The organism is Kitasatospora sp. NPDC096147 (genome assembly GCF_044763225.1).
Taxonomy (GTDB): domain Bacteria; phylum Actinomycetota; class Actinomycetes; order Streptomycetales; family Streptomycetaceae; genus Kitasatospora.
The window spans coordinates 596,706-612,428 of the sequence record NZ_JBIWFX010000004.1 but is presented as its reverse complement, the minus strand read 5'-3'; the positions used below and the strand labels follow the sequence as shown (position 1 = coordinate 612,428).

General features: G+C 73.7%; 13 protein-coding genes and 1 pseudogene. 6 read left to right on the top strand and 8 right to left on the bottom strand.

Translation table 11 applies throughout. The annotated features are described in order from the left end of the window. Window positions 1–117: 117 nt before the first annotated feature. Window positions 118–870 (top strand): annotated as a pseudogene (locus ACIRBX_RS16825) (serine/threonine protein kinase); the annotation flags it as partial. A gap of 345 nt (window positions 871–1,215) precedes the next feature. After that, the gene (locus tag ACIRBX_RS16820; protein WP_402297370.1) at window positions 1,216–2,820 is read left to right on the top strand and encodes a serine/threonine-protein kinase; all 1,605 of its coding nucleotides are present in this window, start codon (window positions 1,216–1,218) and stop codon (window positions 2,818–2,820) included. A 7-nt stretch (window positions 2,821–2,827) separates the two neighbouring features. On the opposite strand, the gene ACIRBX_RS16815 is transcribed toward ACIRBX_RS16820, so the two are convergent. From ACIRBX_RS16815 to ACIRBX_RS16805, 3 genes are all read right to left on the bottom strand, one after another. Continuing rightward, complete coding sequence (locus tag ACIRBX_RS16815; protein WP_402297368.1) at window positions 2,828–3,208, bottom strand: hypothetical protein; 381 nt, start codon at window positions 3,206–3,208, stop codon at window positions 2,828–2,830. Window positions 3,209–3,375: 167 nt separating this feature from the next. Continuing rightward, the gene (locus ACIRBX_RS16810; protein WP_402297639.1) at window positions 3,376–3,900 is read right to left on the bottom strand and encodes a TetR/AcrR family transcriptional regulator; all 525 of its coding nucleotides are present in this window, start codon (window positions 3,898–3,900) and stop codon (window positions 3,376–3,378) included. 146 nt (window positions 3,901–4,046) lie between these two features. Further along, window positions 4,047–4,409 carry a DUF1304 domain-containing protein gene (locus ACIRBX_RS16805; protein WP_402297366.1) on the bottom strand — a complete coding sequence of 121 codons (363 nt, stop codon included), beginning with the start codon at window positions 4,407–4,409 and terminating at the stop codon, window positions 4,047–4,049. 177 nt (window positions 4,410–4,586) lie between these two features. Between ACIRBX_RS16805 and ACIRBX_RS16800 the strand changes: the two genes are divergently transcribed. Further along, the gene (locus tag ACIRBX_RS16800) at window positions 4,587–5,501 is read left to right on the top strand and encodes a PAC2 family protein (RefSeq protein ID WP_402297365.1); all 915 of its coding nucleotides are present in this window, start codon (window positions 4,587–4,589) and stop codon (window positions 5,499–5,501) included. Window positions 5,502–5,669: 168 nt separating this feature from the next. Here ACIRBX_RS16800 and mshC read toward each other — a convergent pair whose 3' ends face one another. The 4 genes from mshC to ACIRBX_RS16780 all read right to left on the bottom strand — a co-directional run bounded on the left by mshC (window position 5,670) and on the right by ACIRBX_RS16780 (window position 9,768). Beyond that, a complete protein-coding gene (gene mshC / locus ACIRBX_RS16795) occupies window positions 5,670–6,899 on the bottom strand; it encodes a cysteine--1-D-myo-inosityl 2-amino-2-deoxy-alpha-D-glucopyranoside ligase (protein ID WP_402297363.1) in 1,230 nt (409 codons plus the stop codon). 203 nt (window positions 6,900–7,102) lie between these two features. After that, window positions 7,103–7,900, bottom strand: coding sequence for an SCO1664 family protein (locus tag ACIRBX_RS16790; protein ID WP_402297637.1), 798 nt, complete (start codon window positions 7,898–7,900; stop codon window positions 7,103–7,105). A 221-nt stretch (window positions 7,901–8,121) separates the two neighbouring features. Then, window positions 8,122–8,703: a DUF3090 family protein gene (locus ACIRBX_RS16785; protein WP_402297361.1), complete on the bottom strand. Its 582-nt coding sequence runs from the start codon at window positions 8,701–8,703 to the stop codon at window positions 8,122–8,124. Between the two features lie 363 nt (window positions 8,704–9,066). Beyond that, window positions 9,067–9,768 (bottom strand): histidine phosphatase family protein, encoded by a 702-nt coding sequence (locus ACIRBX_RS16780; protein ID WP_402297359.1) that lies wholly within the window; start codon window positions 9,766–9,768, stop codon window positions 9,067–9,069. Window positions 9,769–9,851: 83 nt separating this feature from the next. Between ACIRBX_RS16780 and ACIRBX_RS16775 the strand changes: the two genes are divergently transcribed. Further along, window positions 9,852–10,841, top strand: coding sequence for a magnesium and cobalt transport protein CorA (locus tag ACIRBX_RS16775; protein WP_402297357.1), 990 nt, complete (start codon window positions 9,852–9,854; stop codon window positions 10,839–10,841). 165 nt (window positions 10,842–11,006) lie between these two features. Here ACIRBX_RS16775 and ACIRBX_RS16770 read toward each other — a convergent pair whose 3' ends face one another. Next, window positions 11,007–12,053 carry an LLM class F420-dependent oxidoreductase gene (locus tag ACIRBX_RS16770; protein ID WP_402297355.1) on the bottom strand — a complete coding sequence of 349 codons (1,047 nt, stop codon included), beginning with the start codon at window positions 12,051–12,053 and terminating at the stop codon, window positions 11,007–11,009. 285 nt (window positions 12,054–12,338) lie between these two features. Here ACIRBX_RS16770 and ACIRBX_RS16765 point away from each other — a divergent pair, with 285 nt between their 5' ends. Both ACIRBX_RS16765 and ACIRBX_RS16760 read left to right on the top strand, forming a co-directional pair. Continuing rightward, window positions 12,339–13,319: an aldo/keto reductase gene (locus tag ACIRBX_RS16765; protein ID WP_402297353.1), complete on the top strand. Its 981-nt coding sequence runs from the start codon at window positions 12,339–12,341 to the stop codon at window positions 13,317–13,319. 10 nt (window positions 13,320–13,329) lie between these two features. Beyond that, window positions 13,330–15,594 (top strand): ATP-binding domain-containing protein, encoded by a 2,265-nt coding sequence (locus ACIRBX_RS16760; RefSeq protein ID WP_402297352.1) that lies wholly within the window; start codon window positions 13,330–13,332, stop codon window positions 15,592–15,594. Window positions 15,595–15,723 lie beyond the last annotated feature (129 nt).

The window sequence follows — 15,723 nt, the reverse complement described above, 5'->3', positions numbered from 1 at the left end:
CGGAGGGCGGGTGCGCTGAAGGTCGGTCAACCAGGGCCACCCGAACGGATGGTGACCGGATGACAGCGGAGCGTCTAGCATGATTCGCGCACGACCGTCGGCCGGGGAGGAGTCCCGATGGACACGGTGATCGTCCAACTGCCCGGCCGCCCCGGGGCGGCCCCCTCGGAACGGCTCCCGCTGCTCCGGATGGGGCCCGGTGAACAGGCGGACTTCGGCCGGGGTGCGCCGGACCGCCCGGTCGCGATCCAGCTCGTCGACCAAGGGGTCTCCCGGCGGGCCGGCGAGATCATCGCGGCCGAGGACTACTGGCGGCTCTCCAACTTCAGCTCCACCGCGACGTACGTGGTGGAGAACATGGAGGGGGCGGGCGAGCACCTGAAGGTCGCGCCCGGGCGGCTGGGCGCACCCGTCCCGTTCGAGTTCGCCCGGGTGGTGCTTCCCTCGGTCGGCGGTTCCACCGACTTCAAGGTCTTCGCACCACAGCACGCCTACCTGGACGGGCCACCCGACCACCAAGGCGGCGAACACACCGTCAGCCCCTTCGCCTTGGACCCGACGGCGAAGTACTTCCTGGTCCTGCTCGCCCTCTGCGAACCGCGACTGCGTGACCCGTCGGCCGCCGCCGTACCGGGAGTCGGCGACGTACTGGCGCGGCTCCGTGCCCTGCCGACCGGGCGGGGCCTGACCCGATCCGCCGTCAACTACCACATCGACTACCTGGCGGAGACGAAGTTGCGCCTGCGCGACTGCGAGGACGGTGGACGGACCGGTCGCAAGCGGGAGGAGCTGGTCTCGCTGGCTCTCCGCTTCGACCTGGTGCGCGAGGAGCACCTCGCGCTGCTCAACCCGCCGGTGGGCAGAGCCCGGGCAGCGGCGCCCGACGGACGGCCCGTCGCCCCTGCCCCGCCCGGCGCCCCCGTTCAGTCCGTCCAGCGCGGGGTGGCCGGTACCAGCGGGGTGGCCGGTACGAGCAGGGCGGCCGATGCGAGCAGGGCAACCGATGCGAGCAGCAGGTCCGGTGGAGGGGGCGTGCCCGGCACGGCCGGCAGTCCCGCTGGTGGTGCCGACGCCACGGCCGGTGCGGTCCGCGCGCCCAGAACCGGCGCGTCGGCCGACCGGGCGCGCGCCCTCGGTGCAGCAACCCACCCCGTCGCACCGAATGCGGCTCCGACCGTGTCCCCCGTCCGGCGCGGCTGAGCAGGCGCCGTGCCGATGCCGACCGAGCCGGGCCAGCTCGACGTGCCGGCGGGCTACCTGGTGGCGGGCTGCCGGATCGGGCCACTCATCGGCTCCGGCGCCTGGGGTCGGGTGTACGCCGGCGAGTGCGAGGCCGATGGCACTCCCGTCGCCGTGAAATTCCTGCCGCCCGGCCGGCTCACCCCCGGGCAGCGGCGGACCATGGCGGAGCTGACCCGTCGTGAGGTCCGGTTCAGCCGCCGGGCCGACCACCCGCACCTGATCCGCACCCTGTCCGTCACCACCATCCGGGATCCCACCTGCCCCGCGCTGGACGGCGCGGTGGTCCTGGTGATGGAACGGGCCGAGCTGAGCCTCCAACAACTGCTCCAGGAGGCGGCGCCCGGACGGCCGCTGCCCGACGTCGGGCAGATGCTCGGCCAACTCGCCGCCGGACTGGCCCACATGCACGGCAGGGGCTGGGTGCACGGCGACCTGAAGCCCGGCAACGTGCTGCTGATGCCCGACGGCGGCATTCGGCTCGCCGACTTCGGGCTGACCACGCAGTTGGAGGGCACCCACGCCTACGCTCCACCGCTGGGTTCGCTGGACCATGTCCCGCCCGAGTGGTGGTCCCAGCGGTCCGGACCGCGCGGTGTCCAGCTCCGCCCCAGCGCCGATGTCTGGGCCTTCGGCGTTCTGGCTCACCAGGTGCTCACCGGCGGCCTGCACCCCTTCCTCGGCGCGACCGCGCGAGCCAGGGCGCTGACCGCGCAGAGCTACGCCCGGGGCAGCACGCCGCTCCGCCTGGACGAGCGGCTGCCGGAAGGATGGCGGACGCTGATCTCCGACTGCCTGGCGGTCGATCAGGTCCTGCGGCCGACCGCCGAGCGGCTGGTGACACGACTGCGACTCCTGCACTCTCCCCCTCCTCCCCGGCGCTGGCGCCGGATCGGCCTGACCGTGACCCCGGCCCTACTGCTGGCCCTACTGCTGGCCCTGCCCGTGATCGGGCCCACCGAGCAACGGACGGGTGCGGCCGGCCAGTCCCCCACCGCACCCCCACCGCCGACGGCGACGACGGTCTCGACCCCGGCTGCTGCGCCACCCGCCGCCCCCTACTCCGCCCCCTACTCCGGTCCGGCACCGGCCGGCCCCTCCACCGCCCGGAGCGCCCTGGCCGGAGCCTTACCACCCGACTCCGACGTGCCGACCGCCCTGCGCGAGCCCATCGAGCGGGCGGCCCGACGCTGCCCCGAGCCCGAGATCACGCCGGTGCTGATCGCCGCCATGCTCAAGGCCGAGAGCGGCTTCGACCCCCGAGCCTCCCGACCGCAGACCGAGGAGTACGGGATCGCGATGTGGACCCCCTCGGTCTTCAACGCCTGGGCACAGGACGGCGACGGGGACGGCAGGAAGGACTACATGTCCGCCCCGGACGCCATCATCACGATGGGCAACTACGTCTGCTGGCTGGACCAGCAGTTGAAGCGGCGCGGAGTCCACGGTGACCTTCCCGCCCTGATCACTGCGGGCTACCGCACCAGCGACAAGACCGTGGCCGACGTGGGGGGCGTCCCCGAACGAGTCCGCCCCCACGTCGACCTGGTGCTGCGCTACCTCGCGCAGTACGGGGGCTGACCGGCCGTCAGCAGTAGGGCAGGCCCGGCACGGGCTCGTCGTTGCCTCCCCCGGAGATGTAGATGGCGTTGACCCAGACGCCCTTGTTGCCGCTGTCGTCGTCGGTCTTGGCGTACCACTTGTTGTAGTACGGCCCGTCCGACATCCGGGTACCCATCGCCTGGCAGTAGAAGTAGTTGGTGCCGGCGTTCAGCGTGCCCGCCCGGACGTTGTTCTCCCAGAAGGTCGGGGCGGTCTTCCAGACGTTGCAGTTGTACTTTCCGCCGCCGATGCCGTAGCAGCCGCTCGCGGCCTCGGCACCGACCGCGGTTGCCCCGAGGGTGGCGGCACCGAGCGCCAGGGCCGCACCGGCCATCACCAGCCTGCGGACTCCGAGTGCACCGAACATGGTGGTTCTCCTCGCTCTGCTCTATCGGCTCGGGATCTCCCGTGCCGAGATCAGAGAACCACCGGGACGAATGCACCGGTACCTGACATTTGTCAGGGTCACAGGGAAGGCGAACGCGTCCATGATGGACCTCGAGAAGGCCTCGGGAGCGGGGTGCGCCCCGGCCTTCACGCAGGATCGAGGGGGGTGCGGTGGAGCGCGATCAGCAGGCGCCAGCAATGAGCAGCCAGTTGGGCCGGCGTGCCCGGAAGCTCTCCGTGCAGCCAGTCGGCGAGCAGTCCGGTGAAGGTCGCGGCGACGGCGGTGGCGACCAGAGCGGCGTGCGGGGCGCCAGCCAGTTCGCGCTCGCGCCTGCTGTAGGCACGCAGTTCACGGTGCATCAGCTCGCCGAGCGGCCCACCCCCTCCGGGGGTGAGCAGGGCACGGTAGAGCGGGCCGTGCCCTGCCAGCGCGGTCAGGAAGTCCACCAGCGGTGGCGGCGGGGCCGCCGGATCGGGTACACCGCGCCAGGCGTGCAGCGCCTCCACCCCGGCCCGGACGACCTCGGCGCAGGCGTCCACGGCCAAGGCCTGGAGGTCCGGGTAGTGCACGTAGAAGGTGGCCCGCCCGACCCCGGCACGGCGGGCCAGGGCCGCCACTCCCACCTCGGCCAGCGGCCTCTCGGCACACTCCGCGAGCAGCGCGGCCCGCAGCCTGGCCCTGGTGCGCTCGGTTCGGGGGTCGACTCGGGGATCGCATCGGGCGCCCGATCGGGGGTCGGCCCCGGCCCCGGAGTGGGGGGCCGAGCGCGGGTCCGAGCGGGCGTCGGCGCCGGCAGGGATTCGCGGGTCGGGGCCGGTCATCCCGCGACCAGCACGGCAGCCAGCGCGAGTGCACCGGGCAGCGCCTGCGCGACCAGGATGCGGCGGTTGGCAGTGGCGCCCCCGTACAGGCCGGCCACCACGACGCACACCAGGAAGAAGACCTGTACGCGGAAGCCGGTCGGGTCGGCAGCCACCAGTCCCCATACCAGGCCGGCGGAGAGGAAGCCGTTGTACAGCCCCTGGTTGGCCGCCAGCGGAGCGGTGGCCTTGGCCATGACAGCGTCGAAGCCGGAGAGGCTGCGGCCCGGCGCCCGCTCCCAGAGGAACATCTCCAGCACCAGGATCCAGGCATGGAGGGCTGCCACCAGGCCGACCAGGACGTTCGCGAGGACGTTCACGACGAGCTCCCTTTTATAGACACCTGTCCAGTAATCATAGACACCCGTCCAGAACATCCCAAAACCGAGTGGGTCGGGAAGGCCACTCCGGGATAGGCTCGACCGCTCCTGGCCCACGCTTCAAAGCCCGTAGGCTGGGCAGGTAGGGACCATGGAACGTCCGGAGGGAGACGCTGGGTGATCGAGCTGGAAGATGTTCCCGAGTTGATCGACCCGGTGATGGTCTGCGCCTTCGAAGGCTGGAACGACGCAGGTGACGCGGCCTCAGCCGCCGTCGGTCACCTGGACACGACCTGGGGCGGCAAGGTGTTCGCCGCACTGGACGCCGAGGACTACTACGACTTCCAGGTGAACCGTCCGACCGTCTGGCTGGACGGCGGAGTGCGCCGGATCACCTGGCCGACCACCCGCCTCTCGGTGGTCCGGGTCACCGAGCCGCGCCCGCGCGACCTGGTCCTGGTCCGCGGCATCGAGCCCAGCATGCGCTGGCGCTCGTACTGCAACGAACTGCTCGGCTTCGCCCACGAGTTGGGGGTCGAGCTGGTGGTGATCCTGGGCGCCCTGCTGGGCGATGCCCCGCACAGCCGACCGGTGCCGGTCAGCGGAGTCACCTCGGACGCCGCGCTGGCCCGCTCGCTCGATCTGGAGGAGAGCCGCTACGAGGGCCCGACCGGAATCGTCGGGGTGCTCCAGGAGGCCTGCGCCCACGCCGGCGTCCCGGCCGTGACGCTCTGGGCCGCAGTACCGCACTACGTGGCCCAGCCGCCGAACCCGAAGGCCACCCTGGCCCTGATCAACAAGCTGGAGGACCTGCTCGACCTGCGCATCCCGCCGGGCGAGCTGACCGAGGACGCCCGGGCCTGGCAGCTCGGAGTGGACCAGCTGGCCGCCGAGGACAGCGAGGTGGCGGAGTACGTCCAGCAGTTGGAGGAGGCGCAGGACACCGCCGAACTGCCGGAGGCGTCGGGAGATGCCATCGCCAGGGAGTTCGAGCGCTACCTCAGGCGCCGGGACAACCTCGGCCCCACCGGGGAGAAGCCCGTCTCTGGCCACGCCACCGAACCGAAGAGCCCGCCGGACGAGGACCAGTGACGGACGGACAGCAGCCGTCCGCACCACTCCCCGCACCGCATCAGGTCCGACGTCACCTTCGACGCTGCGGCTGACGACACGACAGGGTCCGCACCACTCCGAGAATCCCGGAACGGCACGGACCCTGTCGGTCGGATCGCCGACCGTCGAACCCCTGAGCCTCAGCCCTTAGAGCGCCACGCCCAGCAGGGCGTCCACCGTCCGGGAGACCAGCCCCGGAGCGCCGATGTCGGTACCACCCGCCTCCTCCTGCCCGGCGGCCCAGCGGTCGACCGCAGCGAGCGCGGCCGGGGCGTTCAGGTCGTCGGCCAGCGCGGCGCGGACCTCGGCCAGCAGCGCCTCGGCAGACGGACCATCAGGCCGGGAGACCGCGGCACGCCAGCGGGCGAGCCGCTCCTGCGCCTGGTCAAGATCGTCCTGGGTCCACTCCCAGTCACTGCGGTAGTGGTGGGCGAGCAGGGCGAGCCGGATCGCGGCCGGGTCGACACCTTCGCGGCGCAGGGCCGAGACGAAGACCAGGTTGCCGCGCGACTTGGACATCTTGTGCCCGTCCAGGCCGACCATCCCGGCGTGCACGTAGGCCCGGGCGTAGGGGTGATCACCGCTCGCGACCTGGGCGTGCGAAGCACCCATCTCGTGGTGCGGGAAGGAGAGGTCGCTGCCACCGCCCTGGATGTCGAAGCCCATGTCCAGGTACTGCAGTGCGATGGCCACGCACTCGATGTGCCAGCCGGGCCGGCCGTGGCCGAGCTCGGTGTCCCAAGCGGGCTCGTTCGGCCGGGCCGAGAGCCAGAGCAGGGCGTCGAGCGGGTGCTTCTTACCCGGGCGGTCCGGGTCACCACCGCGCTCGGCGAAGACCGGCACCATGGCCTCCCGGTCCAGGCCCGAGACCTCACCGAAGTGCGGGTCGGACTCGACGGAGAAGTAGATGTCGCCGTCCAGCTCGTAGGCCGCGCCCGAGGCGAGCAGCTTCTTCACCAGGGGAACGATCCACGGGATCGACTCCACCGCGCCGACGTAGTGGGCCGGGGGCAGGATCCGAAGCGCCGTCATGTCCTCACGGAACAGGGCGGTCTCGCGCTCGGCCAGCACCGTCCAGTCCTGACCCGTGGCCACCGCCCGCTCCAACAGCGGGTCGTCCACGTCGGTGACGTTCTGCACGTACAGGACGTCGTGGCCGGCGTCCTTCCAGACCCGCTGCACCAGATCGAAGGCGTTGTAGGTGGCAGCGTGGCCCAGATGGGTGGCGTCGTAGGGGGTGATGCCGCAGACGTACAGCCCTGCGGTCGGCCCTTGAGGGACCACCTCGCGGACGCTGTTCGTGGCGGTGTCGTGGATGTGGAGGGGAAGCCCCTGACCAGGCAGGGCGGGAACCTCGGAGGCGGGCCAGGAATGCATGGCTCGACTCTAACCTCGCGATCATTTGAAAGGCTAACCAGTACGCGAGATCGGCCGGATTGCGTTCGCTACACCTTCAGCTGCCCTCATCCGGGAATAAAGCCGGGCTACACCCCTGCCCGGGGCACCACTCCACACCCAGGTCACTCACCCTCGCTCCACGCCCGGCCCCACACCCCGGCCCACCTCGCTGCCTCACGCCCTCACACCGGAGGCCAAGGAATCGACGGCCAGTCAGGAGCCGGTTCCGGGTGCCGTCCCCCGGTGCGCAGCGCTGCCACCCGTGCCCGGGTGGCAGCCAGTTCGGCGGCGGTGAGCAACGGGCGCAGGGCCTCGCCGAGCGCGCCGTCCAGTGCACCTGCCAGCCGGTCGAGCACCTCCGCCGACTCCTCCGGCAGCGATTCGCCGGCCCAACCCCAGAGCAGGGTGCGCAGCTTGGCCGGCTGGGCGAAGGTCACACCGTGGTCGATGCCGTACAGCCGGCCGTCGACCGCCTCGATCCAGTGGCCGCCCTTGCGGTCGGAGTTGTTCAGCACCGCGTCGAGTACCGCCAGACGGCGCAGGCGTTCGTCGTCCCGGTGCACCAGCAGCGCGGTCCGGCCGCCGCCCACGTCCGCGTGGACGATGGGCAACCATCCGGCCTCCGGGCCTGCGGGGTCCTGAAGGTCGATCAGCTCCTCGGCGGCAGCGTCAGGTTCGATCCAGAGCTGCACCATGCCCGGCCCGGCCTGGCCCTCGCGGAGCACGGTGGGCGGCACCAGGCCCCAGCCGGTGGCGGCCGACACCAGGAACGACGCCACCTCCCGCTCGGCCAGGGTGCCGTCGGGGAAGTCCCAGAGCGGCCGTTCCCCGGCGACCGGCTTGTAGGCACAGGGCGCGGTGAGGCCGTCCAGGGTGACGGTGCAGTAGAGCACCGTGTTGGAGGCGCTGGTGACCCGGCCGTGCACCTCCAGTTCGCCCGACTGGAGCAGCGCCAGCGCGGTCTGAGGGTCGGCGGCCAGTGCAGCGGCGACGGCCGGGTCCACCGTCGGCACCTCGATCCGGTCCGGCTCCCCGGCATCGCCGCTGCCCCTGCCCCCAGTGCCGTTGCCGGAGCCGGCCGGAGCCGGCCGTTCCGCCGCTCCGCCCGGCTCGGCCCGCCCACTCGGGCGCGTCTGCCCGACCGGCTGCGCCTGTTCGGTCTCCTCGGCCTGTGGTCCGGCCCCGCGCGTGCTCTCCACGGTCAGCGCCGGTAGCCGTTCGCCCGCGGGCAGAGGTGGCCCTCGGGGTCGAGCGGCAGGTTGCAGAACGGGCAAGGCTTGCGCCCGGCCGCGACCAGGTCGAGGGCTCGCTTGGCGAAGACCCGCGCCATCGCCCCGCTGAGCCGCACCCGGAGCATGTCGGGGCCGTGCTCCTCGTCCGCCTCGTCGTAGTAGTCGGCCTCCTCCTCGGCGGTGGCCTCCTCCTCGCCCTCGACGACCGCCTGGGCCTCGACGACCAGGCACTCCTCCACGCTGTCCCAGGCCAGCGCCATGGTGCCGACCCGGAACTCCTGCTCCAGTGGCAGATCGAGCGGTGCGGTGTCGATCAGGTCGGCCGGCGCCGTCGTCGGGATGTCCGCCTCGCCGTCGCTGCGGCGGAGGGCCTCGTCGAGCACCTGCTCGACCCGCTCGGCCAGGGCGGCGACCTGGGCCTTCTCCAGCAGCACGGAGGTGATCCGACCCCGCGCACTGGCCTGGAGGAAGAAGGCCCGGGCGCCGGGCTGGCCGACGGTGCCCGCGACGAACCGCTCGGGCTGGTCATAGAAGTGGACCTGACGGGGCACGTGCTCGCTCCGAGTTCTGGATTCCGGGATCTGACGCTGTCGCGATGGGGAGCGCGGCGGTTGTCGCGCGGTGGATCGTGGTCTCACCGGCCACCCTACGGCCTGCGCAGCCCAGTTGGGGCGGCGCGGGTACCGCTGCGTCAGATGACACGACGTGCGCCGTCACGTCGGGGCCGAAGCCCCGCACCGAGCTGTCACTCCCGCCTCCGCCCGGTGCCGCACCCGACCGGGCGCCACCCGAACACCAGCCGGTCCAGGCATGCGCCGAACGCACGGCAGAACACCGGACGGAGCACCGGACAACACCACGGGTCCGAGCACCGGGCCGGCCCCGCTCGCCTCAGCGCGCAGAGGGTGGCGCCCTCAGCGGACGCCGGTGTCCCCACCGACCACGGCGTCACCCTCGCCGCCCGTGCCCGGCGCCGGGGTCCGGGGCGCCAGCGAGGCCAGGTTCCCGGTGTCCCCGACCCGCAGCACGAACGGCCGCTGCGGGGTGTACCGGATCGCGGTGACTGAGCAGGGCTCGACCGAGATCCGCTGGAAGTGGTCCAGGTGCAGACCGAGCGCGTCGGCCACCACCGCCTTGATCACATCACCGTGCGAGCAGGCGACCCAGACCGCGTCCGGCCCGTGCTCGGCGGCGATCTTCTCGTTCCACTCCCGCACGGCGTCCACCGTCCGGTGGCTCAGCTCGCGCAGCGACTCGCCGCCGGGGAAGACGGCCGCCGTCGCGTGGTCCTGGACGGTGCGCCAGAGGGGCTCCGCCGCCAGCTCCGCCAATGGCCGTCCGGTCCAGTCCCCGTAGTGGCACTCGCCGAGCCGCTCGTCGACCGCGGCCGGGCCGAGCTCCGGGCGGCCAGCGAGCAGCGGTGCGAGGGTCTCGGCGCAGCGTTCCAGCGGGCTGGAGACGGCCTGGACCAGCGGGATGCCGTCCAGGCGTCCGGCCAGCTCGGCGGCCTGGGCCCGGCCGGTCTCGTCGAGGTGCACGTCGGGGGTCCAACCGGCGAGCACCCCCGCCGTGTTGGCGGTGGAACGGCCATGGCGAACGAGCAGCAGGGTCGGCATGGCGCCCAGCGTACGGCCTGTCCCGGGCCCGGACCCTCGGTATGGTGCTCTCCTCGGGCCGCAACGGGGCGGCGGGGACCAGAATGGACCGCATGATCGTCGACAGCGCCATATACCGCGCAGGCCGTCGCACTCCCGGTCCCGAGGACTTCTCGGACGCGTTGGCAGCCGCTCGGAAGGCCGGAGACACCTTCCTCTGGCTGGGCCTGAAGGAGCCGACCGCCGCCGAGCTGGACCTGGTCAGCGAGGAGTTCAGCCTGCACCCGCTGGCCGTCGAGGACGCCGTGACGGCCCATCAGCGGCCCAAGCTGGAGCGCTTCCCCGGTTCCGCGTTCATGGTGTTCAAGACCCTGGGCTACCACCCCGACGGGCACACCGTCTCCACCGGCGAGGTGATGCTCTTCCTCGGCGACTGCTACGTGATGACGGTCCGGCACGGCGACGACAGCCCGTTGGCCGGCCTGCGCTCCGCCCTGGAAGGGGAGCCCAAGCTACTCGCCGAGGGCCCGGCCGCCGTGCTGTACGCCGTCGCGGACATGGTGGTGGACCAGTACCTGGAGATCACCACCGCGCTCCAGGGCGACCTGGACGACCTGGAGGCCGAGGTGTTCGCCCCGGGCCGGCCGGTGCGCGGGCTGGCCGAACGGATCTACGCCTTCAAACGGCAGGTGACCGGCGTCCGGAAGGCCACCGTGCCGCTCCAGGAGCCGCTGCTCCGGCTGGCCTCCGGCACGGTGGAGTCCGTCCCCGCGAAGCTTCGGCCCTACTTCCGCGACGTCGCCGACCACCTCACCCGGGTGAACGAGCAGGTGGACGCGCTCGACCGGCTGCTCTCCGACATCCTCAACGCCAACCTCGCGCAGGTCAGCGTGCAGCAGAACAACGACATGCGGAAGATCTCGGCCTGGGCGGCGCTGGCCGCCGTGCCGACGATGATCGCGGGCGTGTACGGGATGAACTTCGAGGACATGCCGGAGCTCCGCCAGCCCTGGGGCTACCCGGCGGCGGTCGGGGTGATGGTGACGATCTGTCTGGTCCTGCACCGGGTCTTCAAGCGCAGCGGCTGGCTCTGACCCCGTAGCCCCGCCCCGGCGCGGGCAGCCGCACGGGGCCGCCTGCACGGGGCCGACCGCGCGAGGACACCCGCGCCACGACCCGCACGTGACGACCACGGAGACGCACCCGCAGGGACACCCGCGCGGCGACCCGCCCGCCCCGGCGCAGGACCTGACGGACGATCAGGCCAGCCCGGCCCGCTCCAGCGCCTCGACGCCGGTGCGCAGCGCGGTGATCCGCTCCTCCAGGGTGAAGCCGGCCGGGGCGAGGGTGAGCGTGGTGACGCCCGCGTCGGCGTACGCCTGCATCCGGTCGGCGATCCGCTCGGTGGTGCCGAGCAGCGCGGTGGAGTCGATCAGGTCGTGCGGGACGGCGGCGGCCGCGCCCGCGTAGTCCTTGGCCAGGTACTTCTCCTGGATCTCGTCGGCGGCCTGCTCGTAGCCCATCCGTCGGGCCAGCTGGTTGTAGAAGTTCTTCTCCTTGGAGCCCATGCCGCCGACGTAGAGGGCGGTGTACGGCCGCTGGACGTCGGCAGCCGCCTTGACGTCGTCGCCGACCGAGATGGCGACGGTCGGACAGAGGTCGAAGCCCTCCAGGGTCTGCCCGGCCTTGGCGCGGCCCGCCGTCAGCGGGTCCAGCGAGAGCGCGGCGTGCTCGGGGGCGAAGAAGATGCCGAGCCAGCCGTCGGCGATCTCACCGGTCTGCTCCAGGTTCTTCGGGCCGATCGCCGCGATGTAGAGCGGGATGTGCTCGCGGACCGGATGCACCGTCAGCTTGAGCGGCTTGCCCGGGCCGCCGGGCAGCGGGAGGGTCCAGTGCGCACCCTCGTGGCTGAGCCGCTCGCGGGACATCGCCTTGCGGATGATCTCCACGTACTCCCGGGTGCGGGCCAGCGGCTTGTCGAACTTGACGCCGTACCAGCCCTCGGAGACCTGCGGACCGGAGACGCCGAGGCCGAGCCGGAACCGGCCGCCCGAGAGGGTGTCCAGGGTGGCGGCGGTCATCGCGGTCATCGCGGGGGTGCGGGCCGGGATCTGGAAGATGGCGGAGCCGACGTCGATCCGCTCTGTCTTGGCGGCCACGTAGGAGAGCACGGTGGCCGCGTCCGAGCCGTAGGCCTCGGCGGCCCAGCAGACCGCGTAGCCGAGCCGGTCGGCCTCCTGGGCGACGGCGACGTTGTCGGAGTCCATGCCGAGGCCCCAGTAGCCGAGGTTGATGCCGAGTCGCATGTGATGCCCTCCGGAGGGGGTGTCGTGGTGGCCCGGCCGCCCGCCGGCGAGCCGCTGGACGGAGCGTAGCCGGTCAAGCTACCCGCCGGTAGGTGCCCGCGCGTGTCGCACCCCCGGCACGTCGGCACGGCGCGCCGCCCCCGGGCCGCTACGCTCGGCCGACGGGGGAGGAACCTTCCCTCACCTGCGCCGTTGCCCGGTCCGGCGTCCGACGTCCGGCCCCGGCCGGGCCCGACGTCCGCTCCGGGCCACCGGGCGCGGGTCAGCCGACGGAGGGCCTGCCCGATGGAACAGCGTCATCTCGGCCGCACCGGCCTACGGGTCTCCCGGCTCGGCCTGGGCACCATGACCTGGGGCCGGGACACCGACGAGCACGAGGCCGCCGAGCAGCTCAAGACCTTCGTGGACGCGGGCGGCACCCTGATCGACACCGCCGACGTCTACGCCGACGGCGGCGCCGAGTACCTGATCTCCCGGCTGACGGACGGTCTGGTCCCGCGCTCCGAGCTGGTGATCGCCACCAAGGCCGGCAGCACCCCCGACTCCGGTCGGCGCTTCGACACCTCCCGGGGCGGCCTGCTGGCCGCCCTGGACGGCTCGCTGCGCCGGCTCGGCACCGACCACGTGGACCTGTGGCAGGTGCACGCGTTCGACCCCGGCACCCCCACCGAGGAGACGCTGCACGCCCTCGACCTGGCCGTCTCCTCCGGCCGGGCCCGGTACGTCGGTCTCTCCAACCACAGCGGCTGGCAGCTGGCCAAGGCCGCCACCTGGCAGCGCGCCGTGCCCGGCCGGGTGCCGCTGGCCTCCACCCAGATGGAGTACTCGCTGCTCCAGCGGGGCATCGAACGCGAGGTGCTGCCCGCCGCGCTGGACGCCGGACTCGGCGTGATCGCCTCCTCCCCGCTCGGCCGCGGCGTGCTCACCGGCAAGTACCGGCACGGCGTGCCGCCCGAGTCACGCGGGGCCTCGCCGCACCTCTCCGGCTTCGTCCAGCCGTACCTCGGCGACCGTTCGCGCCGGATCGTGGACGCCCTCGCCACCGCCGCCGACGGCCTGGCCAGCAGCCCGCTCGCGGTCGCCCTCGCCTGGGCCCGGGACCGTCCCGGGGTGGCCAGCGCGCTGGTCGGCGCCCGGACCGCCACCCAGCTGGCTGCGGCCCTGTCGGTGGAAGCGCTTACGCTTCCGGGTGAGATTCGCGGTGCGCTGGACGACGTCTCGGCCCCGGTGCACCGCTACCCCGACCAGGGCTGGACGGAGCTGTAGGAGCGAAGTGGTGGGCGACGTGAAGGAAGCGGAGAACGTGGCCGAAGGCGCTCCGGAGCCGGGAACTGACGGCACGACGGCAACACCCCCGGCGGCGCCCCCGGCACCGCCAGCGCCCCCGGCGACCTCACGGACGGAGCCCGGCGCCGACACCGCCGCCACCGTCGCCGCGCTCGCCGAGGCGATCCGCACGGTCGGCGGCGCGACGGCCACCCCGGCGACGGGCCGGGACACGGCCTCGGGGCCGAACGCGGCCCCGGCCGCCGGCCCGGTGGACGGGCAGCGCGAGCAGGCGCTGCGCGAGGCCGCCGAGGTGCTGACGGCCGGTGGCGCCCCGGCCGACTTCGCCCCGGCCGCCGTGGCCGTGCTGGGCGAGGGCGCGGCCGGCGCACTGCGCGAGGACCCCTGGGCGGTGCTCACCCTCCCGGGTGTCCGGCCGGACCAGGCCGACAACTTCGCCCGGGGCCTGCTCGGCCCCGCCGCCGGCCCGGGCGACCCGCGCCGTGCCCGGGCGCTGGTGCCGTGGCTGCTGGAGCAGTCCGCGCTGCGCGGCGACTCGGCCGCGGAGATCGGCGAGGTGGCCACCGGGCTGGAGCGGCTCGGCCTGCCGGACGCGGCCGCCGCGCTCCAGGAGGTCGTGATGGACGGCCTGGTGATGGCCTTTCAGGAGGAGCTGCCCGGGCACCGCCCGTCCGGCAACGACGAGGACGACGAGCCCCCGATGCGCACGCTGCTCGCGCTGGAGCGGCTCGCGCTCGCCGAGGAGAGCCTCGCCGACGGTCTCGTTCGGGTGATGTCCACCTTCGTGCCCGGCACCGACGAGGAGTACCAGGCCGCCCGGGAGGCGGTCCCGACGGACCGCCCCGGCCAGGACCACGGGCGCGGCGAGAACGACGAGGGCACCGAGGACGTCAAGGACACCGGAGACCCGGAGGACGCCGGGGAGACCGCCAGCGCCGGGACCGGCGGGGCCACCGAGGAGGCGGCCGAGGACACCGACCCGGCCGCCGACCGGCCCGCCGACGCCCCGTCGGCTCCTGCGGCACCCGCCGGACAGGACGAGGCCCGGGCGACCGAGGAGCCCGTGCAGCCCGGCCCGACCGCCTGGGAGGCCGCCGCCGTGGCCGCGCCCTCCTCCTCCGCCACCGCCCTGGTCCGCGCCGTCGCCGAGCACCCGGTGGTGCTGCACACCGGCGGCGAGGCGGCCCGCGCGGAGCCCGCCGTACTGCTCACCGCCGCCCGGGGGCTCGGCCTGCGGGCCTGGGCCACGACCTGGACGGCGGAGGGCCGGGACGTCCTGCGGGCCCGGACCGGAGCCGCCGAGGTGGCCGTGCTCGGCGAGCTGCTGGCGGGGGCCGACGGCCCCGGCCGGGCGCCGGACGGTTCGCTCGCCCTCGACCTGCTGATCGTGCTGGACGCCCCGCTGATCGACGTCGAGCTGGCCGCCACCCTGCTGGAGGCCCTGGCGGACTCCACCCGGCTGGTGCTCAGCGGCGACCCGGGCCAGCTCTGGTCGGCCGGGCCCGGCCGGTTCTTCGCCGACCTGCTGGCCGCCAAGACCTGCCCGGCGGTCGCCTCCCGGACGCCGGACTTCGGTCCGATCGGCGAGCTGGTCTCCTCGGTCGGCATCGGCGAGCTCCAGCCGGTCGACGCGCCGGAGAAGGAGGTGGTGATCCTCACCGCCAAGGACGGCGGCGAGGCGGTGCACCGCGCCGTGCAGCTGCTCACCGACTCCATCCCGCGCGCCCTCGGCATCCCGGCCGAGCAGGTGGTGCTGCTGACGCCCGGTCACGGCGGCACCGCCGGTACCCGGGCGCTGAACGCGGCGGCGAAGGCCCGGCTCAACCCCGGCCCCGGTCGGTTCGGCGGCTTCGATCCGGGCGACCGGGTCGTGCACTCCCCCGCCCCGGGCGTGCTCCGGCTCGGCCGGGTGCTGGACGGCGACGCGGCCGGCCTGCACGTGGAGCTGACCGACGGCGACCGGCTCACCCTGCCGCCCGCGAAGGCCGGCGAGCTGCGGCACGCCTGGGCGCTGACGGGCCATCAGGCGGTCGGCCGCCGCTGGCCCGGCGTGGTCGCCGTGCTGCCCGAGGACGCCGCTGCGGGGCTGACCAGGCAGTGGGTCTACACGGTCTTCGGCCGGGCCGAGCGGCACCTCTCCGTGGTGCACGCGGCCGGTCCGGCGCTGGCCCACGCGGTGGCCGAGCGACCGGCCCGCCCGCGCACCACCCGGCTGCGCTCGATCCTGGCGGAGCAGGCCGAGCAGGCCTACTGAGACACCCGCACCGGACCACCGACGACGTGGAGGGGGGGGGGGCCCGGGGGGCCCCCCCCCCCCCCACCCCCCCCCCCCGCCCCCGCCCCCCCCCCCCCCCCACCGCCCACACCGCCCCCCGCGCCTAAA